The sequence below is a fragment of the Streptomyces pimonensis genome (assembly GCF_041380215.1).
Lineage (GTDB): Bacteria > Actinomycetota > Actinomycetes > Streptomycetales > Streptomycetaceae > Streptomyces > Streptomyces pimonensis.
In genome coordinates, this window is the sequence record NZ_JAHWZY010000001.1 from 387,326 (window position 1) to 409,848 (window position 22,523).

At 73.8% G+C, this 22,523-nt stretch carries 18 protein-coding genes and 1 pseudogene; 15 read left to right on the top strand and 4 right to left on the bottom strand.

The annotated features are described in order from the left end of the window. Positions 1-78 precede the first annotated feature (78 nt). From KYY02_RS01920 to sucD, 5 genes are all read left to right on the top strand, one after another. Positions 79-1,230: an ATP-binding protein gene (locus KYY02_RS01920; RefSeq protein ID WP_371235586.1), complete on the top strand. Its 1,152-nt coding sequence runs from the start codon at positions 79-81 to the stop codon at positions 1,228-1,230. Next, entirely contained in the window at positions 1,227-3,551 is a 2,325-nt protein-coding gene (locus KYY02_RS01925; protein WP_371235587.1) for a DUF5682 family protein, read from the top strand. Before KYY02_RS01920 ends, KYY02_RS01925 begins: the two co-directional genes overlap by 4 nt. Before the next feature lie 49 nt (positions 3,552-3,600). Continuing rightward, complete coding sequence (locus KYY02_RS01930) at positions 3,601-4,764, top strand: vWA domain-containing protein (protein ID WP_371235588.1); 1,164 nt, start codon at positions 3,601-3,603, stop codon at positions 4,762-4,764. A 673-nt stretch (positions 4,765-5,437) separates the two neighbouring features. After that, complete coding sequence (sucC, locus tag KYY02_RS01935) at positions 5,438-6,616, top strand: ADP-forming succinate--CoA ligase subunit beta (protein ID WP_371235589.1); 1,179 nt, start codon at positions 5,438-5,440, stop codon at positions 6,614-6,616. A gap of 21 nt (positions 6,617-6,637) precedes the next feature. Then, on the top strand, positions 6,638-7,522 hold the full coding sequence (sucD, locus tag KYY02_RS01940; RefSeq protein WP_371235590.1) for a succinate--CoA ligase subunit alpha: 885 nt from the start codon (positions 6,638-6,640) through the stop codon (positions 7,520-7,522). 77 nt (positions 7,523-7,599) lie between these two features. Here sucD and KYY02_RS01945 read toward each other — a convergent pair whose 3' ends face one another. Further along, on the bottom strand, positions 7,600-8,772 hold the full coding sequence (locus KYY02_RS01945; protein WP_371235591.1) for a sigma factor-like helix-turn-helix DNA-binding protein: 1,173 nt from the start codon (positions 8,770-8,772) through the stop codon (positions 7,600-7,602). A gap of 96 nt (positions 8,773-8,868) precedes the next feature. Between KYY02_RS01945 and KYY02_RS01950 the strand changes: the two genes are divergently transcribed. Beyond that, positions 8,869-10,536, top strand: a complete 1,668-nt coding sequence (locus KYY02_RS01950) for a cell division protein PerM (protein ID WP_371235592.1) — start codon at positions 8,869-8,871, stop codon at positions 10,534-10,536. 9 nt (positions 10,537-10,545) lie between these two features. Here KYY02_RS01950 and KYY02_RS01955 read toward each other — a convergent pair whose 3' ends face one another. Then, positions 10,546-11,334 (bottom strand): hypothetical protein, encoded by a 789-nt coding sequence (locus KYY02_RS01955; protein WP_371235593.1) that lies wholly within the window; start codon positions 11,332-11,334, stop codon positions 10,546-10,548. 374 nt (positions 11,335-11,708) lie between these two features. On the opposite strand from KYY02_RS01955, the gene purN reads away from it, so the two are divergent. Together purN and purH are read left to right on the top strand one after the other, a co-directional pair. Beyond that, positions 11,709-12,347 (top strand): phosphoribosylglycinamide formyltransferase, encoded by a 639-nt coding sequence (gene purN / locus KYY02_RS01960; protein WP_371235594.1) that lies wholly within the window; start codon positions 11,709-11,711, stop codon positions 12,345-12,347. Next, positions 12,344-13,906, top strand: coding sequence for a bifunctional phosphoribosylaminoimidazolecarboxamide formyltransferase/IMP cyclohydrolase (gene purH / locus KYY02_RS01965; RefSeq protein ID WP_371235595.1), 1,563 nt, complete (start codon positions 12,344-12,346; stop codon positions 13,904-13,906). Before purN ends, purH begins: the two co-directional genes overlap by 4 nt. 45 nt (positions 13,907-13,951) lie before the next feature. On the opposite strand, the gene KYY02_RS01970 is transcribed toward purH, so the two are convergent. Together KYY02_RS01970 and KYY02_RS01975 are read right to left on the bottom strand one after the other, a co-directional pair. Beyond that, positions 13,952-14,551, bottom strand: a complete 600-nt coding sequence (locus KYY02_RS01970) for an ALF repeat-containing protein (RefSeq protein WP_371235596.1) — start codon at positions 14,549-14,551, stop codon at positions 13,952-13,954. A gap of 353 nt (positions 14,552-14,904) precedes the next feature. Then, on the bottom strand, positions 14,905-15,477 hold the full coding sequence (locus KYY02_RS01975) for a hypothetical protein (protein WP_371235597.1): 573 nt from the start codon (positions 15,475-15,477) through the stop codon (positions 14,905-14,907). 290 nt (positions 15,478-15,767) lie between these two features. On the opposite strand from KYY02_RS01975, the gene KYY02_RS01980 reads away from it, so the two are divergent. The 7 genes and pseudogenes from KYY02_RS01980 (at position 15,768) to KYY02_RS02005 (ending at position 22,491) form a co-directional block, all read left to right on the top strand. Beyond that, the gene (locus KYY02_RS01980; RefSeq protein WP_371235598.1) at positions 15,768-16,622 is read left to right on the top strand and encodes a bifunctional methylenetetrahydrofolate dehydrogenase/methenyltetrahydrofolate cyclohydrolase; all 855 of its coding nucleotides are present in this window, start codon (positions 15,768-15,770) and stop codon (positions 16,620-16,622) included. Beyond that, on the top strand, positions 16,612-17,103 hold the full coding sequence (locus KYY02_RS01985) for a DUF3017 domain-containing protein (RefSeq protein ID WP_371235599.1): 492 nt from the start codon (positions 16,612-16,614) through the stop codon (positions 17,101-17,103). The genes KYY02_RS01980 and KYY02_RS01985 overlap by 11 nt, the downstream gene beginning before the upstream one ends. A 535-nt stretch (positions 17,104-17,638) precedes the next feature. Further along, the gene (locus KYY02_RS01990; protein ID WP_371235600.1) at positions 17,639-18,778 is read left to right on the top strand and encodes a helix-turn-helix domain-containing protein; all 1,140 of its coding nucleotides are present in this window, start codon (positions 17,639-17,641) and stop codon (positions 18,776-18,778) included. 432 nt (positions 18,779-19,210) lie between these two features. Beyond that, positions 19,211-20,200, top strand: a complete 990-nt coding sequence (locus tag KYY02_RS01995) for a malate dehydrogenase (protein ID WP_371235601.1) — start codon at positions 19,211-19,213, stop codon at positions 20,198-20,200. 170 nt (positions 20,201-20,370) lie between these two features. Continuing rightward, positions 20,371-20,601 (top strand): annotated as a pseudogene (locus tag KYY02_RS02000) (hypothetical protein); the annotation flags it as partial. Further along, positions 20,587-20,787, top strand: coding sequence for an AbeC-like domain-containing protein (locus KYY02_RS34050; protein WP_503167859.1), 201 nt, complete (start codon positions 20,587-20,589; stop codon positions 20,785-20,787). The pseudogene KYY02_RS02000 and the gene KYY02_RS34050, both read left to right, overlap by 15 nt. 183 nt (positions 20,788-20,970) lie before the next feature. Continuing rightward, positions 20,971-22,491: an aldehyde dehydrogenase family protein gene (locus KYY02_RS02005; RefSeq protein ID WP_371235602.1), complete on the top strand. Its 1,521-nt coding sequence runs from the start codon at positions 20,971-20,973 to the stop codon at positions 22,489-22,491. Positions 22,492-22,523 lie beyond the last annotated feature (32 nt).

Sequence of the window (22,523 nt, forward strand, 5' to 3'; positions counted from 1 at the left end):
AGGTCGGAGCGATTGTCAGTGGCGTGGTGCACGGTTGGTGGCAGATCCGGACCGGCCGAGCTGGAGGGGGACTCAACCATGCCTGTCCCTGTTGAACCGATGTCCGTCGACCCGAGCCGGGACGGCTCCGCGCCCGCGGGCGCGCCTCCCGCGCAGACCCTGCGGCCACACGCCGAGGACGCCTTCGCCGACGAACTCGCCGCGCTGGCGGCGCAGGACGACCGCCCCCGCCCCGCCCGCTGGCGGCTGTCGCCGTGGGCCGTCGCCACCTACCTGCTCGGCGGCACGCTGCCGGACGGCACGGTCGTCACACCGAAGTACGTCGGTCCCCGCCGCATCGTCGAGGTCGCGGTGACCACCCTCGCCACCGACCGCGCCCTGCTCCTGCTCGGTGTGCCCGGCACCGCGAAGACCTGGGTCTCCGAGCACCTGGCCGCCGCGGTCAGCGGCGACTCCACCCTGCTCGTGCAGGGCACGGCCGGCACCCCGGAGGAAGCCATCCGCTACGGCTGGAACTACGCCCGGCTGCTCGCCCACGGCCCCAGCCGCGACGCCCTCGTGCCCAGCCCGGTGATGCGGGCCATGGCGGAGGGCATGACGGTCCGCGTCGAGGAGCTGACCCGCATCCCGGCCGACGTCCAGGACACGCTGATCACCATCCTGTCGGAGAAGACCCTGCCGGTACCGGAGCTGGGCCAGGAGGTGCAGGCGGTCCGCGGCTTCAACCTGATCGCCACCGCCAACGACCGCGACCGCGGGGTCAACGACCTGTCCAGCGCCCTGCGCCGCCGCTTCAGCACCGTGGTGCTGCCGCTGCCGGAGACCCCGGAGGCGGAGGTCGACATCGTCTCGCGCCGGGTCGACCAGATCGGCCGATCCCTCGACCTGCCGGCCGTGCCCGACGGCATCGACGAGATCCGCCGGGTCGTCACCGTCTTCCGCGAGCTGCGCGACGGGGTCACCACCGACGGCAGGACGAAGCTCAAGTCGCCCAGCGGCACGCTGTCGACCGCCGAGGCGATCTCCGTGGTCACGGGCGGGCTGGCACTGGCCGCCCACTTCGGCGACGGCGTGCTGCGGGCCGGGGACGTCGCCGCGGGCGTCCTCGGCGCGGTCGTCCGCGACCCGGCGGCGGACCGCGTCGTCTGGCGGGAGTACCTGGAGACCGTGGTCCGCGAGCGCGACGGCTGGAAGGACTTCTACCGGGCCTGCCGGGAGGTCGGTGGATGAGCGGCGGGCAGCCGGACACCACGGGGCCGCTGCTGCTCGGCGTGCGGCATCACGGGCCGGGGTCCGCGCGGGCCGTGCGGGCGGCGCTGGAGGCGGCCCGGCCGTCCGCCGTGCTGGTCGAGGGCCCGCCGGAGGCGGACGCGCTGGTCCCGCTCGCCGCCGAGGAGGACATGCGGCCGCCGGTCGCGCTGCTCGCCCACGCGGTGGACGAGCCCGGCCGCTCGGTCTTCTGGCCGCTGGCCGGGTTCTCCCCGGAGTGGGTCGCGCTCCGCTGGGCGCTGGAGCACGAGGTCCCGGTCCGTTTCATCGACCTGCCGGCCGCGCACACACTGGCCCGGGGGAGCGACGAGAGCCGTGAGCCCGACGAGGGCGACGGCGTGCGGGTCGATCCCCTGGGGGTGCTCGCCGAAGCCGCCGGGTACGACGACGCCGAGCGGTGGTGGGAGGACGTCGTCGAGCACCGGGGCGTGGGCGCGGGGGACCCGGTCGCGCCGTTCACCGCGCTCGAGGAGGCCATGACCGCGCTGCGGGAGGAGTGCGGGAGCGGGGGACGCCGGCGGGACCTCGTGCGCGAGGCGCACATGCGGCTGCGGATCCGGGCGGCACAGCGGGAGTTCGAGGACGGCGTGGCCGTGGTCTGCGGGGCCTGGCACGTGCCGGCGCTGCGGCGGAAGGTCACCGTCGCCGCCGACCGCGCCCTGCTGAAGGGGCTGCCCAAGGTGAAGACGGACATGACCTGGGTGCCCTGGACCCACCGCAGGCTCTCCCGGACGAGCGGCTACGGCGCGGGTATCGACTCCCCGGGTTGGTACGAGCACCTGTTCGACGTCCCGGACCGGCCGGTCGAGCGGTGGCTGACCAAAGTGGCCGGGCTGCTGCGGGCCGAGGACCGGATCGTCTCCTCCGCGCACGTCATCGAGGCCGTGCGGCTGGCGGAGACCCTCGCTGCGCTGCGCGGACGTCCGCTGCCCGGCCTGAGCGAGACGACCGACGCCGTACGGGCGGTGATGTGCGAGGGCTCCGACGTGCCGCTGGCACTGGTGCACGACCGGCTGGTCGTCGGCGACGTGCTCGGGGAGGTGCCGGCGACCGCGCCCGCCGCGCCGTTGCAACGGGACCTCGCGCGGATCCAGCGCCGGCTGCGGATGAAACCCGAGGCCGGGGAGCGGGAGCTGGAGCTCGACCTGCGCAAGGAGACCGACGCGGAGCGCGGCAGACTGCTGCACCGGCTGCGGCTGCTCGGCGTCGGCTGGGGAGAACCCGCCGTCGCACGCGGCGGTACGGGAACCTTCCGGGAGACCTGGCGACTGCGCTGGGAGCCGGAACTGTCCGTGCGGGTCGCCGAGGCCGGGGTCTGGGGGACGACCGTGCTCGCCGCCGCCACCGCCAAGGCGGAGGCGGACGCCGTCGGCGCGCGGGGCCTCGCCGAGATCACCGGGCTCGCCGAGCACTGCCTGCTGGCCGCGCTGCCCGAGGCGCTGCCCACGGTGATGGGGATCCTCACCGACCGCGCGGCCCTCGACACGGACGTCGGCCATCTCGCCCGTGCGCTGCCCGCCCTGGTCCGCTCGCTGCGCTACGGCGACGTGCGCGGCACCGACACGGCGGCGCTGGCCGAGGTCGCCGCGGGTCTCGCCGAGCGGGTCTTCGTCGGACTGCCCCCGGCCTGCGCCGCCCTGGACGCGGACGCCGCCGACGAGATGCGGCGCCACATCGACGCGGTGCACGGCGCGGTGGGTCTGCTCGGCGACGACCCCGCACCGGGCCACGGGAGGCTGCGCGCCCGCTGGCGGTCGGTGCTGCGGACCCTGTCCGCACGGGACACCGTGCCCGGCGCCATACGGGGGAGGTCCGTGCGGCTGCTGCTGGACGACGGGGAGCTGGCGCAGGACGAGGCGGGGCGGCTCATGGGGCTCGTGCTGTCGCCGGGCACGCCGCCGGCGGACGCGGCCGCGTGGATCGAGGGCTTCGTCGGCGGCCCCGGCGGCGGACTGCTCCTGGTCCACGACGAGCGGTTGCTCGGACTGGTCGACGCGTGGCTGACGGGCGTACCGGCGGAGGCGTTCACGGACATGCTGCCGCTGCTGCGGCGGACGTTCTCGGCGTACGGGACCGGGGTGCGGCGCACCCTCGGCGAACTGGTCCGGCGCGGACCGGGGGCACCCGGCGGCACGGCGGCCGCGGTCCGCGGCGTCCCCGGCTTCGCCCCCGACCCCGACAGCGCCCGCGCGGACGCCGTGCTGCCGGTCCTGCGGCTGCTGCTCGGGCCGGACGGGGAGGACGGGGGAGCGCGCGGGGGGCTCGTGGGGGCGTCGGGATGACGGACACGCGGGGGCGGCGGAGATGACGGACAGGCGGAAGGAGGCGGAGATGACGGACACGACGACGGATCCGGCGCGGGAGCGGCTGCGGCGCTGGCGGCTCGTGCTCGGCGGGGACACGGCGGACGGGACCGGGTGCGCGCTGTCCGGACAGGACGCGGCGATGGACGGGACGCTGGCCGCGCTCTACGGCAAGGAGGACGGACCGCGGGCGGACCACGACCGCCAGGCGGGGCTCGGCGCGTCGGCGCCCTCGGTGGCCCGCTGGCTCGGGGACATCCGGACCTACTTCCCCTCCTCCGTCGTCCAGGTCATGCAGCGCGACGCCATCGACCGGCTCGGCCTCGCCACGCTCCTGCTGGAACCGGAGGTGCTGGAGGCCGTCGAGGCCGACGTCCACCTCGTCGGCACGCTGCTGTCGCTCGACAAGGCCATGCCGGAGACGACGAAGCGGACGGCACGGGCGGTCGTGCGCAGGGTCGTCGAGAACCTGGAGAAACGGCTCGCCACCCGCACCCGGGCCACCCTCGCCGGCGCCCTCGACCGCAGTGCCCGCGGCAACCGGCCGCGCCACCACGACATCGACTGGAACCGCACCATCGCGGCCAACCTCAAGCACTACCTCCCGGAGCACCGGACGGTCGTGCCCGAGCGGCTCATCGGCTACGGGCGTGCCTCGCGGTCGGTGAAGAAGGAGGTCGTCCTCTGCGTCGACCAGTCCGGGTCGATGGCGGCGTCCGTCGTGTACGCGTCGGTGTTCGGGGCGGTGCTCGCCTCCGTGCGGTCGATCGACACCCGGTTCGTCGTCTTCGACACGGCGGTCGTCGACCTCACCGATCAGCTCGACGACCCCGTCGACGTGCTCTTCGGCACCCGGCTCGGCGGCGGCACGGACATCAACCGGGCGCTGGCGTACTGCCAGGCGCGGATCACCCGGCCGGCGGAGACGGTGGTCGTGCTGATCAGCGACCTCTACGAAGGGGGGATACGCGACGAGATGCTCAAGCGGGTGGCGGCGATGAAGGCGTCGGGGGTGCAGTTCGTGACGCTGCTCGCGCTGTCCGACGAGGGAGCGCCCGCGTACGACGGGGAGCACGCGGCAGCGCTCGCCGCGCTGGGCGTACCGGCGTTCGCCTGCACACCCGATCTGTTCCCGGAGGTGATGGCGGCGGCGATCGAGAAGCGGCCGCTGCCGGTACCGGACGCGACGTGAGGAGCGGACCCGGGCCGGCGAGAACGGACAGGAGCCGCGCCGAGGCGGCCGGTGCGCGGGACCCGTACCGGAGGGCCCGGTCCCGCCCGCCTGGGGACCGGCCCTCCCGCGCTGCGGACACGCGCGCGAGGGCGCGGCCGGCCGGTCCGTCCGGGCGCCGTCGTGTCCTGGCGGAAGCCGCGGCGGACCCCGCCACGGAGCCCGGCCGGGCGCCTCCGCGTCCCACCCGTATCCGACTCACGGATGACGAAGGACTCCGCGGGGGCATCAGGCCCGGACGGCCGGGAGCCGTCGGTCCGTCCGGTCGGAACCTCGTGGAGGGCGGCCGGTCCCATGGGGGTGGGACCCGGTCCCCCGCATCCCGAAGGACCGGGCGTTCACCGCTCCTTCGGACTGTTCACCAGGGACTCACCGGGCCGGCCCCGGCGCGGTGAGTCCCCTCACGTCCGGCACGCCGTGCCAGAGAAGGCGTCATCATGTGACGGGTATCACCGCTCACGTGTGACCCGCGATTTAGAGAGGCCACCCAAGCGGCGATAACCTGCGAGACGGACATGCCGCGCGCTCGGACACCGTGTGCGCCTCCCTTGTGACACAGCGGACGTCACGTTGCCCTTCGCGGCACGCCCACGCATCCAACGAACCGCGAGATCACTGATAGGGACGGAAGCGCGTGGACCTGTTCGAGTACCAGGCGAGGGACCTCTTCGCCAAGCACGATGTACCGGTGCTGGCCGGTGAAGTCATCGACACGCCTGAGGCGGCCCGCGCAGCCACCGAGCGGCTCGGTGGCAAGTCCGTCGTCAAGGCCCAGGTGAAGGTCGGTGGCCGCGGCAAGGCCGGCGGCGTCAAGCTCGCCGCCACCCCCGACGAGGCGGTCGAGCACGCGACCAACATCCTCGGCATGGACATCAAGGGCCACACGGTCCACAAGGTGATGATCGCCGAGACCGCCCCGGAGATCGTCGAGGAGTACTACGTCTCCTTCCTCCTCGACCGTGCCAACCGCACCTTCCTCTCCATCGCCTCCGTCGAGGGCGGCGTGGAGATCGAGGAGGTGGCGGCCACCCGCCCCGAGGCCGTCGCCAAGACCCCGATCGACGCCAACGAGGGTGTGACCCCCGCCAAGGCCCGCGAGATCGTCGAGGCGGCGAACTTCCCGGCCGAGGTCGCCGACAAGGTCGCCGACGTCCTGGTCACCCTGTGGAAGACCTTCGTCGCCGAGGACGCGCTCCTCGTCGAGGTCAACCCGCTGGCCAAGGTCGCCTCCGGCGACGTCATCGCGCTGGACGGCAAGGTCTCCCTGGACGAGAACGCCGAGTTCCGTCAGCCGGAGCACGAGGCGCTGCAGGACAAGGCCTCCGCCAACCCGCTCGAGGCCGCGGCCAAGGAGAAGAACCTCAACTACGTCAAGCTCGACGGCGAGGTCGGCATCATCGGCAACGGCGCGGGGCTCGTCATGAGCACCCTGGACGTCGTCGCCTACGCCGGTGAGGCCCACGGCGGCGTCAAGCCCGCCAACTTCCTCGACATCGGCGGCGGCGCCTCCGCCGCCGTCATGGCGAACGGCCTGGAAATCATCCTCGGCGACCCGGACGTCAAGTCCGTCTTCGTCAACGTCTTCGGCGGCATCACCGCCTGCGACGAGGTCGCCAACGGCATCGTGCAGGCGCTGCAGCTGCTCGCGGACAGGGGCGAGGAAGTCACCAAGCCCCTCGTCGTCCGCCTCGACGGCAACAACGCCGAGCTGGGTCGCAAGATCCTCTCCGACGCCAACCACCCGCTGGTGCAGCGCGTGGACACCATGGACGGCGCGGCCGACAAGGCCGCCGAGCTCGCGGCTGCGAAGTAAGGAAGAGGGACTCAGACAGCCATGGCTATCTTCCTCAACAAGGACTCCAAGGTCATCGTCCAGGGCATGACCGGCGCCACGGGCATGAAGCACACCAAGCTCATGCTGGCCGACGGCACGAACGTCGTCGGCGGCGTGAACCCCCGCAAGGCGGGCACGTCCGTCGACATCGACGGCAACGAGATCCCGGTCTTCGGCACGGTCGCCGAGGCGATGGAGAAGACGGGCGCGAACGTGTCCGTCCTCTTCGTACCGCCGGCCTTCGCCAAGGCCGCCGTCGTCGAGGCCATCGACGCCGGGATCCCGCTCGCGGTCGTCATCACCGAGGGCATCGCGGTGCACGACTCCGCCGCCTTCTACGCGTACGCCGTGGAGAAGGGCAACAAGACCCGGATCATCGGCCCGAACTGCCCGGGTCTGATCACCCCCGGTCAGTCGAACGCCGGCATCATCCCGGGCGACATCACCAAGCCGGGCCGCATCGGCCTGGTCTCGAAGTCCGGCACGCTGACGTACCAGATGATGTACGAGCTGCGTGACATCGGCTTCTCCTCGGCCGTGGGCATCGGCGGCGACCCGGTCATCGGCACCACGCACATCGACGCGCTCGCCGCGTTCGAGGCCGACCCCGACACCGACCTGATCGTGATGATCGGTGAGATCGGCGGCGACGCCGAGGAGCGGGCCGCGGCCTTCATCAAGGAGAACGTGAAGAAGCCGGTCGTCGGCTACGTCGCGGGCTTCACCGCGCCCGAGGGCAAGACCATGGGCCACGCCGGCGCCATCGTCTCCGGTTCCTCCGGCACGGCCGCCGCGAAGAAGGAGGCCCTCGAGGCCGCCGGCGTCAAGGTCGGCAAGACCCCGACCGAGACGGCGAAGCTGGCGCGCGCGATCCTCGCAGGCTGAGTCGCCCGCGCAGGGCACGGCACGGGTGGGCCCGTTCCCCGCGGTGGGGACGGGCCCACCGTCGTCCCCGCCGGCCGCTACCGCAGCTGCGGCACCAGCCGTTCCGGTCCCCGCGGCAGTTCCTCCCGCAGCCGGGTGCGCAGCTCGCGCTGCTCCTCCGACAAGGGGCCGGGCGCCACTCGCGGCGGGACACCCCGCACCGTCTCGCCCGGCGGCACCGGTGGCTCGTAGCGGGTCGGGGCGGTGTGCAGGGTGAGCGCCGTGGTGCCGATCAGCACGACCGTGAACGCGACGACGGCCCGGGTCCGGAACCGGGCCCGGCGCTCGCCGCCGCCGCGCACCGCCGGCGGCTCGGCCGCCCGCAGTCGCCCGGTGCAGGCCAGGTCGGCCAGCCGCCGGCGGAGCTCCCGCGGGTCCGACAGGTCCGGGAGCCGGGCGGCGACGGTCTCCCGCGCGTGCGCCAGCCGGCCGGCCGTCGCCCGGGTGCTGGCCTCCGTCTCCGCCGCCGTCTCGGGCAGACCGAGGCCGAGCCCGTCGTACAGCAGGAGCGCGCGGCGGTACGGCGGCGGCAGGTGCAGCAGGACCGCCAACAGCGCGCGGTCGTCCTCGTTCGCCGGCGGCGGTTCGGGCTGCCGGTGGCGGCGGCGGAACCGGTGCCACGGGGAGAGCGCCCACTCGTACGCCGCCGCGCGCACCCAGCCGGCCGGGTCCGGGTCCCGGGCCACCTCGGGCCAGCGGTCCCAGGCCAGCTGGAAGGCCCGCTCCACGGACTCGCGGGCGAGTGCACGGCGGCCGGTGAGCAGGTAGGTCTGCCGGACGAGGGCGGGGGCGCAGAAGGAGTACAGGGCGTCGAAGGCCTGAGCGGGCGTCAGATGTGTCTCCCGGAAGGCGGACGACGACGGGGGTGCCTGCGCGAACGCGGAGGGTTCCGGCGCGACCGCTCCGAGACGGCCGTCGCCGTCCGGTTCGTCCGGACACACCGTCACCACCGCGGTGGCCTCCTTCCGGAGAACGGACACGGACTCCCGCGTTCCCGCACCGGCGGTCCCTTCCGCCAGACCGGCCAGCAGCTCCGCGTACGCCTCCCGGTTCCGGCCCCGGGGCGAGCTGCGGCCGGACTCCCACGCGCGCACCGTCTCCGGCCGGACGCCCACGCGTTCCGCGAGCTGAGGCCGCGTCAGCGAGGCCGCCTCGCGCAGACGTCGGCGTTCTTCGGGCGAGGGGAGCGGGGTGGCGGGGCTCCGTGTCACTGGTCGCCCCTCCGTCCATAAAAGTACATAAACATATATTGAGCGACACAGCCACGGTTCGCCCGTTACGCCGGGAAGGCGCGTGTCGTTGGGAGCATGGCGGACGTGACCCAGATGACCGCTCGCCGTACCACGTCGGCCGCCCTGCTCACCCGGCTGCGCGACCGCTCGCCCGGGCTCGCCTCCGGCCTCCTCGGCGGCGCCCTCGCGGCCGGGCTGGGGCTCGCCGCGCTCACCGTGCTCGTGATCCTGCTGTGGATCAGCTCGCCCTACCCGGACAGCGGGCCCGGCGGCGCCCTGCGTATCGCGGCGGCGCTGTGGCTGCTGGCCCACGGCTCCGAACTGGTCCGCGCCGACACGCTCTCCGGAGTCCCCGCACCCGTGGGTGTCCCGCCGCTGCTGCTGCTCGCGCTGCCGGCGTGGCTGCTGCACCGGGCGGCCCGAGACGCGGCGGAGGGCGGTGCGGGCAGCGAGGCCCCGCTCGTCCCCGGCCGTACGGCGTGGGCGGGAGTCCTCCTCGGCTACCTCGCCGTCGGCGCTCCCGCCGCACTCTCCTGTGCGGGCGGCGCGCTGCGGCCGGCGTGGCAGTGGACCGCGGTGTGCGTGCCGCTGGTCGCCGCACTGGCCGCCGGGGCGGGGGTGTGGACGGCGTACGGCCGTCCGAGCGGACCGCTGGAGCGGGTGCTGGGGGCGGTGCTGCCGAGGGGGGTGCGCCATCTGGTCCTCGGACCGGACGGCCGTCCCGGGGTCGCGGCGCGGGCGGCGACGGCCGGGGCGACGGTGCTGGTCGGCGGCGGGGCGCTGCTCCTCGCGGTGTCGCTGGGGTGGCACGCGGGGGAGACCCGGCAGGCGTTCCTGCGGCTGACGGAGGACTGGTCGGGATGGCTGGCGGTGCTGCTGCTCTGCGTCACCCTGGTGCCGAACGCCGCTGTGTGGGCGGCGGCGTACGCCCTCGGCCCCGGCTTCCTCCTCGGGACCGGCACCCGGGTGACCCCGCTGCTCTCCCCGCCCGCCCCGCCGCTGCCGCCGTTCCCGCTGCTCGCGGCGGTACCGGACGCGGGGGCGGGAACCGCCCCGAACTGGGCGGCGGCGGCACTGCCGGTGGCGGCCGGACTGGTGGCGGGGTGGTTCGTGGGGCGGGGCGCAGCGCGGAGCGGACCGGTGCCGGCCCCGGCCTGGACCCATGGCCGGACCGCCGGGGCGGCGGGACTGGCGGCCGTGCTCTGCGCGGCCCTGCTGTCCGTGCTCGCCGCGCTCGCGGGCGGGCCGCTGGGGGCGGCCGCGCTCTCCCGGTTCGGCCCGGTGTGGTGGCAGGTGGGAGCCGCGACACTGGTGTGGCTCACGCTGGTGGCGGTCCCCACGTCGCTGGTGGTGCGCGCCTGGCGCCGCCGCCCGCCCCGGGGCGGGCCGGAGGGCCGGCTTCCGGCGCCCGCGTCACCACGGAACCGCCGAGGGACGGGGGACCGGCTCCCGGCGCCCGCGTCACCACGGAACCGTCGGGAACCGGGGGACCGGCTCCCGGGACCCGGCGCACCCCGGAGCCCCCGTGCCTCCGAGGAGGCGAAGCCCGCGCCCTCCGCACGCCGCCGGCCGACCCCGCCGCACCCGCGCGACGACCCGTACGCGTCCCCCCGCACCCGGGGCTCCGCCCCCGCCCCCCGGGGCTCCGCGTCCGGCCGGTGGGACTGGGACATGCCGTTCGGTGTGCGGGACGCGATCGCCGACCCCCGCGGGGAGACCCCCGCCCCCGGCGCCCGGGAGTGAGCGCGGACGTCAGTCGCCGGTGCCCAGGAGGTCGCGCAACTGCTCCGGGAGGAGATCGCCGCAGGACTGGCGGGCCTCCTGGGTGAGGGCGTCCTCGGTGCAGGTGTAGTAGTCGCTGTAGACCAGCTGGGCCGTGAAGGACGCGGCGACCAGGGCGAGCGCCAGCGCCCCCGTGACCACTCCGCTCACCGCGGCCGTGGTCTGCGGGCGGCCCCTCGGTTCGGGCGCCGGGGTGTCCGGGTCCTGCGGCCGGGGCCTGGCGCGCAGGGTGCTCACGCCCCAGTACAGGGCCAGCGCGCCCAGCAGCAGTGCGACGTACGGCCAGCCGAAGAGGCCGAAGAAGAAGGCCCACATGCCGGACAGCAGGGCGTAGCGCGCACGGCGCTGGGCCGGGTCCGTGGGATCCCAGCGCATACCGGGCCCCTGGGGGCCGCCGCCCTGCCCCTCGGGGCCGCGCGGGCGCTCGCCGAAACCGCCGGAGGAGCGGCCGGGCTGCCGGTCGCTCCAGTTCCGGCCCCAGGAGGAGCGGCCGCCGCCCTCTCCGCCGGACGGGTGCCTCGGCTGCCAGGGCCGGTCGGGAGCCCCCTCCGGCGGTGGCGCGAACGGATTGTCGTCCTGCGGCTCCCGGGGGCCCTGCGCGCCCTCGGAGCCCTGGGGCCCGCGGCGCCCGTCGTCGCCCTCGCCCCGGGAGGCGCCGGGCGGCGAGGCGGGGCGCTCCCGCAGCAGCACGGTGCCCCGCTCCCCTCCCTGGGCGGACTGCTGGGGGAACGTGAGAAGTCGCAGGCTGCGGTCCGGCATCAAGTGAGCGTCTTCCCCTTTAATGAAGCACGGCGTGGTCCGGCGCGACCGCCTCGCACGACGTATCGACTACGACTGGGCTGGTGAGCCGGCGCGTTCCCGGCGGCTCTTCGCGGCCCGGGTCCGTCATCCTGTGAACGCCCGGTGCACGGTTCGCGTTCCCACGCGCCCCGGCGTTCCAGGACCGGCTCCTCCCAGACGCTACCCTCCGGCCACGCCCCCGTCCCGTGGGGGCCGCCCGGTGTGCCGGTATCGTTGCTGACGGTCGGCCGCTTCGTAGGCTTCCCCGTATCCGGGGACGCGAAGCATTCGTGGGAATGTACAAAGCGCTGTGCCGCCGGCCGTACAGACGCTCCCCGAGAAAGGGCCCCACCGTGGCCGCCAAGCCCGTGGCCGAGCGCGCCAGGCGTCTCGTCGTGCTGGTCTCCGGATCCGGCACCAACCTCCAGGCGCTCCTCGACGAGATCGCCGCCACCGGCGCCGAGGCGTACGGGGCCGAGATCGTGGCCGTCGGCGCCGACCGTGAGGGCGTCGAAGGGCTGGCCCGCGCCGAGCGTGCCGGGCTGCCGACCTTCGTGTGCAAGGTCAAGGACCACGCGACCCGGGAGGAGTGGGACGTGGCGCTCGCCGAGGCCGTCGCCGCCCACGAGCCCGACCTCGTGGTGTCCGCCGGGTTCATGAGGATCGTGGGGAAGGAGTTCCTCGCGCGCTTCGGCGGGCGGTTCGTCAACACCCACCCCGCCCTGCTGCCCAGTTTCCCCGGAGCCCACGGCGTACGGGACGCGCTCGCGTACGGCGCCAAGGTCACCGGCTGCACCGTCCACTTCGTCGACGACGGCGTCGACACCGGGCCGATCATCGCGCAGGGCGTGGTGGAGGTCCGGGACGAGGACGACGAGAGCGCTCTGCACGAGCGCATCAAGGAAGTCGAGCGAAGGCTGCTCGTCGAGGTCGTGGGGCTCCTCGCCCGCAACGGCTATCGCATTGAGGGACGAAAGGTAGTTATCCAGTGACCGCCGAGAGCAACAAGCGGGCCATCCGACGGGCGCTCGTCTCCGTCTACGACAAGACCGGCCTCGAGGACCTCGCACGCGGCCTGCACGAGGCCGGCGTGGAGCTCGTCTCCACCGGGTCCACCGCCGCGAGGATCGCCGCCTCGGGCGTGCCCGTCACCAAGGTCGAGGAGCTCACCGGCTTTCCCGAGTGCCTGGACGGCCGCGTCAAGACCCTGCACCCGAAGGTCCATGCCGGCATCCTCGCCGACCTGCGCCTGGAGGACCACCGGAGGCAGCTCGCCGAGCTGGGCGTGGAGCCGTTCGACCTCGTCGTCGTCAACCTCTACCCGTTCCGCGAGACCGTCGCCTCGGGCGCCACGCCCGACGAGTGCGTGGAGCAGATCGACATCGGCGGCCCGTCCATGGTGCGCGCCGCCGCCAAGAACCACCCGTCGGTCGCCGTCGTCACCAGTCCGGCGCGGTACGCGGACGTCCTCGCCGCGGTCAAGGACGGCGGCTTCGACCTCGCCGCCCGCAAGCGGCTGGCCGCGGAGGCCTTCCGGCACACGGCCGAGTACGACATCGCCGTCTCCACCTGGTTCGCCTCCGACTACGCGCCCGCCGGGGACGCGCAGTTCCCCGAGTTCCTCGCCACCAGCCTGGAGCGCACCCGCACCCTGCGCTACGGCGAGAACCCGCACCAGCCCGCCGCCCTCTACACCGCGGGCACGGGCGGCCTGGCCGAGGCCGAGCAGCTGCACGGCAAGGAGATGTCGTACAACAACTACACGGACACGGACGCCGCGCGCCGTGCCGCGTACGACCACGACGAGCCGTGCGTGGCGATCATCAAGCACGCCAACCCCTGCGGCATCGCGATCGGTGCGGACGTCGCCGAGGCGCACCGCAAGGCGCACGCCTGCGACCCGCTGTCGGCGTTCGGCGGTGTGATCGCGGTCAACCGCCCGGTGTCGAAGGAGATGGCCGAGCAGGTCGCCGAGATCTTCACCGAGGTCATCGTCGCGCCCGACTACGAGGACGGCGCGCTGGAGGCTCTCGCCAAGAAGAAGAACATCCGCGTGCTGCGCGCCCCGGGCCGTCCCGACCAGCCGGTCGAGGTCAAGCCTATCGACGGCGGCGCGCTCCTCCAGGTCGCCGACCGCCTCCAGGCCGAGGGCGACGCCCCGGTCACCTGGACGCTGGCCACCGGCGAGGCCCTCTCCGAGGCGGAGCTGGCCGAGCTGGCCTTCGCCTGGAAGGCGTGCCGCGCGGTGAAGTCCAACGCGATCCTGCTCGCCAAGGACGGCGCCTCCGTCGGCGTCGGCATGGGCCAGGTCAACCGCGTCGACTCCGCGAAGCTGGCGGTGGAGCGGGCGGGCGCCGAGCGCGCGGCCGGTTCCTACGCCGCCTCCGACGCGTTCTTCCCCTTCCCCGACGGCCTGGAGATCCTCGCCGAAGCCGGCGTGAAGGCCGTGGTCCAGCCCGGCGGTTCGGTCCGCGACGAGCTGGTCGTCGAAGCCGCGAAGAAGGCGGGCGTGACGATGTACTTCACGGGCACGCGCCACTTCTTCCACTGACCGCCCGCCCGACCGCCCGCACGGGCGGCCGGGCGGCCGGAACCCCTACTTGTCCACCTCGTACCGGCCGACCTCGAGGAAGTGCCGCAGCTCCTCGGGCGTACCGTCAATGACCTCCTGCGCGGCCGCGCGGAGGGCGTCGCTGATGCCGGGGTCGGCCAGGATGCGGAAGACGGCGACCCGGTCGTCCTCGGCCTGGGCGAGGCGGTAGCCGGTTTCGAGGAAGGCGCGGGCGGCTTCCGGGGTGCCCGCTTCGAGGGCTTCGGTGGCTTCGCGCTCGACGCCCCTGCCGGAGTCGGGGTCGGCCAGGATGCGGAAGATGGCGACCCGGTCGTCCTCGAACTGCGCGAGGCGGTAGCCGGTCCTCAGGAACTCGCGCATGTCCTCCACGGTGCCGTCGAGGGCTTCGCTCGCTTCGCGCTCGACGCCCTCGCCGGAGTCGGGGTCGGCCAGGATGCGGAAGATGGCGATGCGCAGCTCCTCTTCCGACATCTCGTCCACCGGTGTGCCGGGGGCGTCCGTGTCCGCCGCCGTCACGGCGACGGACGACGGCGCCGCCTCCGAGGCGAAGGCCGGAGCGGTGAGGAGGAGGGCCGGCGTGAGAGTCGCGGCGGCCGCCAGCAGAACACCGCGGGTCAGTCCCATACGTGAACCTGCCTTGTGGATAGGGGTCCTCACGGAGGGCGGCGATCGCCGCCCCGTGCACCTTCTCACCACCCCGCCCTGAGGATCACTGCCGGGAACAAGCAGTCCTGACGCCCTGTCATTGCCGGGTGGTGATACCGGCGGACACGCCTCCGCGCCGCGTGACGCGGGACCCGTGTCCCCGGCGGCCACGACCCGGCCGTGCCCGCACGCCCTCCTTCCCACAGGCGCGGGCCCGGGACGGAGACGGGGACGCCCCGTGCGGCTTCCGCCGCCCCCGGACGTACCAGGGCCGTGTCCTCCTGTCCGGGGAGGACACGGCCCTGGTGGTGGTGTGCCCGGGGCGGGCGCCCTCAGTAGCGCGGGCGGTTGAACCAGGCGCTGCCCGCGGCGTTGCCGACGAACACGGCGATCAGGATCGCCAGCACCGTGTGGATCAGACCCACGATGATGAAGGGGTAGAGGCCGAGGACGGCGGTGATGATGCCGAAGACCAGCGCGGTGATGCGGACGCCGTTGCCGCCCTTGCCGAACTTGAGGGCCAGCACGAGCGCGAACACGCCCCACGCCAGCGCGAACAGGGTCAGACCCCAGAGCAGGCCGGACGAGTAGTCGGCGAGCTGCTCGAACGCGGGCTCCTCGCTCAGCGTCGGGTCGTCCTTCGCGGCCTCCACGCTCACGGCGGTGATCGCGAACAGCGCCACGCCGATGAGCTGCAGGGCCACGATGACCCACAGCAGCACGCGTGCCGTGCTCACCGTGCCCGGCATGGACGTCGGCGCCGGGGCACCGGGGTAGGCGCCCATCGGCGGCGCCGCCGGATAGCCGTACCCCTGCTGGGGCTGCTGGGGCTGCTGGGGATAGCCGTAACCGGGCGGCTGACCCTGCGGGGCACCATAGGGATTGTTCGGGTCGCCGAAACTCATGGCGGTTCTTCCTCCGTTGTGCTTCAGGTGCGGGGACGACGCGAGACTCGGCGCGGAGGAAGTTCTACAGATGCGGTCCGTCCCCCCGGTTCTGCCCGCGGCACTGTGCCCTCATCGTTCTCGACCGTTCCTTTCCTTGTCCAGGCGTAAGCCGTATGTGTTGTGCAAGTGCAACCTCACGATCTTGGCCGGAAACGGGGGGACGGGGGACACGTGATCCGGGGGCGTCGTGGCCGCCCGGAATGCGGGCGGATTGGAACCAGGGCCCGGTCATCCGCGAGGATGGGGCCATGACCGCCCAGATTCTCGATGGCAAGGCCACCGCAGCCGAGATCAAGTCCGATCTGACCGCCCGTGTGGCGGCGCTGAAGGAGAAGGGCGTCACGCCCGGCCTCGGCACGATCCTCGTCGGGGAGGACCCCGGAAGCCAGAAGTACGTCGCCGGAAAGCACCGTGACTGCGCCCAGGTGGGCATCGCCTCCATCCAGCGCGAGCTGCCGGGCACGGCCACGCAGGAGGAGATCGAGGCGGTCGTCCGCGAGCTGAACGAGGACCCCGCCTGCACCGGGTACATCGTCCAACTGCCGCTTCCCAAGGGCATCGACGAGAACCGCATCCTCGAACTGATGGACCCGGACAAGGACGCCGACGGCCTCCACCCGATGAACCTCGGCCGTCTGGTCCTGGGTGAGCCGGCCCCCCTGCCCTGCACCCCCAACGGCATCATCACCCTGCTGCGCCGCCACGGCGTGGAGATCAAGGGCGCCGAGGTCGTGGTCGTCGGCCGCGGCGTGACCATCGGGCGCCCGATGCCCCTGCTGCTGACCCGGCGCAGCGAGAACGCCACGGTGACCCAGTGCCACACCGGCACCCGCGACCTGGCGGCCCATCTCCGGCGCGCGGACATCATCGTGGCCGCCGCGGGCAGCGCCCACCTGATCCGTCCCGAGGACGTCAAGCCGGGCGCGGCCGTCCTCGACGTCGGCGTCTCCCGCAACGCCGAGGGCAAGATCATGGGCGACGTCCACCCGGGCGTGGCCGAGGTGGCCGGCTGGGTCGCCCCGAACCCCGGTGGCGTCGGCCCGATGACCCGGGCCCAGCTGCTGGTCAACGTGGTCGAGGCGGCGGAGCGCAGTGTCGGCTGAGCGCGGCACCCCGGACGCCTCCGAGGAGCGGGCCGAGGACATCACGGTCCGCGACCCCGTCAGCGCGCCCGACGCCGAGGGCAGGCCGCGCCGCACCACCCGGCGGTTCCCGCTGTTCACCAGGGACACCGCGCGCCCCGAGGGCGGGGGCAGGGCCGCCCCGGGCGACGCCCCCGCGCCCGCCCGTCAGTGGCCGATCCTCGCCGTGCTGCTCGTGGTCGGACTGGGGCTGCTGCTGACCGCGCTGGACCAGTTCCGGCTCGGCACGCTGCTGGTCGGCGGGGCTCTGCTGGCCGGGGCCCTGCTGCGCTGGCTGGTGCCGGACGTCGGCATGCTCGCGGTGCGCTCCCGCTTCACGGACATCGTCACGTACGCGGGGCTGGGCCTGGTGATCGCGCTGCTGGCGCTGATGGTGCAGCCGCATCCGCTGCTGGAGATCCCGTTCCTGGAGGACGCGCTGCACTTCACGGTCGACAGTTAGCCGGAGGCGGAGCGACGTGAACGGCGGCCCGTCCGCACCCCCGTGAGAGGACGGGCCGCCACCGGGACCACACTCCTGCACCGTGAAGGGCCTGTTCAACAGCTGTCCGGCCGCTGTGGCACGGAAGTGACCATTCCGCTACGCTCCCCGGAATCCCCGTACGGCTTCGCGACGTGTCCGTATGTGACCGACAGTGTCGATGTATTGACAAACGTGCGGTCGCGCGACGAAGTAGTGGGACAGTGGACCGGTGTGAGCGGACGGGACGGTCCGGAGGCCCCGCGCGCGGCTGCCCGGTTCCGTTCGGTCGAGGGGGCGACCGGTGGGACACTGGACCGCGAATGAGTAGGCGTGCGACGGTGCCTGCCCGCGGCTCCGACGCTCCCGTGCGCCCCCATCCCGGGAACTGGGACCCTGCCTGGCGGCATCCTCGTGGGTAGTCACGACGGGGACTCGGCGAGGGGCACCGTGCGCGAGGGAACAACCAGCACCAACCGGGGGGAAGAGGGGGGAAGCAATGCCTCGTTGGAAGGCCTTGCCGGATGAGCTCGATCCGCAGATCAGGGAGTTCACGAGTCAGCTCCGGAGGGTCGTGGACCGCAGCGGCCTGAGCGTCGCGTCGGTCTCCGACCGCACGGGCTACAGCAAGACGTCCTGGGAGCGGTACCTGAACGGCCGGCTGCTCGCGCCCAAGGGCGCGATCGTGGCCCTGGCCGAGGTCACCGGAACCAACCCGGTGCACCTCACCACCATGTGGGAGCTCGCCGAGCGTGCCTGGAGCCGCTCGGAGATGCGTCACGACATGACGATGGAGGCGATCCGGATCTCGCAGGCGCGCGCCGCGCTCGGCGAGCTCGCCGGCCCGTCCTCCGGCTCCGGCGGCAGATCCGCCCGCAAGGGCGCGGCCGCGGTCCGTCCGGGCGTCGCGGGGCCGGCCGGGGTCGTATCGGGCGTGCCGCCGCAGCCGACCGCCGCGGACGTGCGCGACGCCACCGGTGTACGGGAGGGCGGCGTGTCCGGGACGAACTCCTGGGGGGTCGCCGCCCCGGCGAACTCGCCGCGCACGGGCCGGCACGCCTCCGGCGCCGCGGGGGGCGGACGCGTGCCCGGGCCCTCCGGCACGTACGGCGCACCGCCCCCGGTCGTGCCCGGTCACGGCCGCCAGGGCGCCGGCCGTTCCGACGGCAGGCGGCGGACGTGGACGTTCGTAGCCGGAGCCGTGGGAGCGCTGGTGGTGGTCGTCGCCGCGTTCTACGTCACCGGCACCGAGGGCGACAAGGGCGAGGCCCGGACGTCCCCCTCGCCCACCGCCACCGCCGGCGTCGACCTGCCCCCCGGCGTGAAGTGCAGCGGCGACAGTTGCGCGGGCAAGGACGCCGAGGCCATGGGGTGCAGCGGCGACCTGGTGGCCACGGCCCGGACCGCGACCGTCGGCGCCACCACGGTGGAGGTCCGCTACAGCGAGGCCTGCGCCGCGGCCTGGGGGCGCATCACGCAGGGCGCGCAGGGGGACGAGGTCGAGATCGGCACGGGCGCGGGGAGGAAGCAGAGCGACAGCATCACCGCCGCCGGCGACACGGTCGCGTACACCCCGATGGTGCCGGTGAAGAGCGCGACGGAGGCGAGGGCCTGCGCGGTACTGGCCGCCACCGGTGAGAAGGGCTGTACCGGGTAGCGTCCCCGTACGTGGCCCCGCGCCCCACATGTACGGGTCCGCACGGACCCGTACATGTGGGGGAAATGTGGCGACATGCATGGAGCGGCGAAAGGCGGGCAGCCGGAAGGTACCCCCACGGGAACCCGGCGCGGTCGGTCCCGGCGGCGGCCGCCCCGTCCCCACCTCTCCCGGACGGAGCGGCCGCCTTTCGCGCGGCACTCGGCTACCCGCCCACCCGGGCCGTCACTCTGTGGGGCGGGCCACAGGGAGCCCGGCCGTCCGTGCCCGCGGATGCGCGATAGCCTGACCGCTGGATCTCTCTTGACGCCAAGAGATCGATCATTCGAACCGATGATCGATCATCGTGGCGGACGCCGGTCACGAGCCGGAGCGGGATCCCGCACCCGGGGCAGGGACCGCCCCACCGCCAGCTGTCATACGGAGAACGCCATGACTCGCACTCCCGTGAACGTCACCGTCACCGGCGCGGCCGGCCAGATCGGTTACGCCCTGCTCTTCCGCATCGCCTCCGGCCAGCTGCTCGGCGCGGACGTGCCGGTCAGGCTGCGCCTGCTGGAGATCACCCCGGCGCTCAAGGCCGCCGAGGGCACCGCGATGGAGCTGGACGACTGCGCGTTCCCGCTCCTGCAGGGCATCGACATCACGGACGACCCGAACGTGGCCTTCGACGGCGCCAACGTCGGCCTTCTCGTGGGCGCCCGCCCGCGCACCAAGGGCATGGAGCGCGGTGACCTCCTCGAGGCCAACGGCGGTATCTTCAAGCCGCAGGGGCAGGCCATCAACGCCCACGCCGCGGACGACATCAAGGTCCTGGTCGTCGGCAACCCGGCCAACACCAACGCCCTGATCGCCCAGGCCGCCGCCCCGGACGTCCCGGCCGAGCGGTTCACCGCCATGACCCGCCTGGACCACAACCGTGCGCTGACCCAGCTCTCGAAGAAGACCGGCGTCCCGGTCTCCGAGATCAGGAAGCTGACGATCTGGGGCAACCACTCCGCCACCCAGTACCCCGACATCTTCCACGCCACGGTCGCCGGCAGGAACGCCGCCGAGGTCGTGAACGACGAGAAGTGGCTGGCCGAGGACTTCATCCCGACCGTCGCCAAGCGCGGTGCCGCGATCATCGAGGCCCGTGGCGCCTCGTCGGCCGCCTCCGCCGCCAACGCCGCCATCGACCACGTGTACACCTGGGTCAACGGCACCGACGAGGGCGACTGGGTCTCCATGGGCATCCCGTCGGACGGCTCCTACGGCGTCCCGGAGGGCCTGATCTCCTCCTTCCCGGTCACCGTGAAGGACGGGAAGTACGAGATCGTCCAGGGCCTGGAGGTCAACGAGTTCTCCCGCGCCCGCATCGACGCCTCCGTCAAGGAGCTCGAGGAGGAGCGCGAGGCGGTCCGCGGCCTCGGCCTCATCTGAGTCCGTCCCGGCCTCCGCGGGGCCCCGTGCCGGTTCGTCCGGTGCGGGGCCCCGCGCGTGTCCGGCCCTCCGGACACGGTCTCGCCCGGCAATCCGGTTCGCCGGGACGCGCGCTTCCCCTGTGCTGGTCCCCCGTCGCTCCGGGCGTCTGCCGCGCATCGGGGATCCGCGTGAGCACCGCCTACGGGCCGCAGCAGCCGCAGCACACCGGCGCGGAGCCGCCGTCCGGCCCGCCGCCCGCAGCACCACCGCACGCCGGCGAGGCGTCCCGCCTGCCGTGCGCGGGCGTCTACCTGGACCCCGGCCACCGCGACCGGGTCATCGAGCAGCTCCACCTCCACGAGCAGCGCGTCGTCGCGCCCTCGCTCGGCTTCGGCGCCGCCCGCGTGCTCGCGCACGCGCCGCCCGACGGGCCGGCCCGCTCGGTGCGGGAGCCGGCCCCGGTGTCCACCGGGTCCACTTTCCAGGAGACGCATGCCGTCCGGTACCTCAGGAGCGTCCAGGACCGCATCGGGCGCGGGGTGCGGCCGGCGCTGACGGACCTCGCTCACTTCTGCCCCCCGGATGTCGCCTGTCGGCAGGGTTGACCCGCGTTCCCCGAACGAACCCAAGCCTTTTCTCCTGTTTCGCCCCCGTGTTCCGTGATCCGGAGCACTTTCGGCCATGGATTACGCATGCACCGGTGGTCGAAGGGCAGGCACCCCCGGTCCGTGGATCACATCCGCGTGATCCACGGGTGACGAACAGGAACGGAAGGCAGCGGACCGATCATGGCGGACAGTACGGAACTCCAGGCGCGCGACACCATCCACGCGGGGGGCGAGTGGCGGGCGGCCGTCTCGGGGGCCACGCGCGAGATCCTCGACCCCGCGGACGCCCTGCCGTTCGCCGTGGTCGCGGAGGGCGACGAGCAGGACACCGACCTCGCGGTGGCCGCCGCCCGCCGCGCTTTCGACGAGGGTCCGTGGCCGGGCACCCCCGTCGCCGAACGGGCCGCGCTGCTGCGCCGCGTGGCCGACCTGCTGGTCCGGGACCGGGAGGAGCTCGGTCTGCTGGAGAGCCGGGACGCGGGCAAGACCGTCGAGGAGGGGCGCGTCGACATCGACTGCGTCGCCGACGCCTTCCGCTACTTCGCCGACCTGGTCGCCGGGGAGGCGCCCGGACGCGTCGTCGACGCGGGCTCGTCCGACGTCCACAGCGTCGTCGTGCACGAACCGGTCGGCGTCTGCGCCCTCATCACCCCCTGGAACTACCCTCTGCTCCAGGCCAGTTGGAAGATCGCCCCCGCGCTCGCGGCCGGCAACACCTTCGTGGTCAAGCCCAGTGAGATCACTCCGCTCACCACGATCGCCCTCATCGGCCTGCTGACCGAGGCGGGACTGCCCGCCGGCGTCGCCAACATCGTCACCGGACCCGGCCGCACCGTCGGCGCCCGGCTCGCCGAACACCCGGGCGTCGACCTCGTCTCCTTCACGGGCGGCCTGGTCAGCGGCGTCAAGGTCGCCCAGGCCGCCGCCCCGACCGTGAAGAGGGTGGCCCTCGAACTCGGCGGCAAGAACCCCAACGTCGTCTTCGCCGACGCCTGCGCCACCGACGAGGGCTTCGACACCGCCGTCGACCAGGCCCTCAACGCGGCCTTCATCCACAGCGGCCAGGTCTGCTCGGCGGGCGCCCGGCTGATCGTCGAGGAGTCGGTCCGGGACCGCTTCGTCACCGAACTCGCCCGCCGCGCCCGGAGGATCAGGCTCGGCCGGGGCACCGTGGACGGCGTCGAGTGCGGGCCGCTGGTCTCCGAGCAGCAGCGTGCGAAGGTCGAGGCGTACGTCGAGTCCGCGCTCGGGGAGGGCGCGGTGCTGCGCTCCGGCGGCAAGCGCCCCGAACCGTCCGCCGAGCGCCCCGAGAACGGCTACTTCTACGAGCCGACCGTCCTCGACCGCTGTCACCGCGAGATGAAGGTCGTACGCGAGGAGGTCTTCGGACCGGTCCTCACCGTCGAGACCTTCCGCACCGAGGACGAGGCCGTCGCCCTCGCCAACGACACCGAGTACGGGCTGGCCGGCGCCGTGTGGACCGCCGACGCGGGCCGCGCCCGCCGGGTGGCCGGACGGCTGCGCCACGGCACCGTGTGGATCAACGACTTCCACCCGTACCTCCCGCAGGCCGAGTGGGGCGGCTTCGGCAGGAGCGGGGTGGGCCGCGAACTCGGCCCGGCCGGTCTCGCCGAGTACCGCGAGACCAAGCACGTCTACCAGAACCTGGCGCCCGAGCCGGTGCGCTGGTTCGCGGGCTGAACGCGGCCCCCTACGGCGCCCCGTCCGCCGCC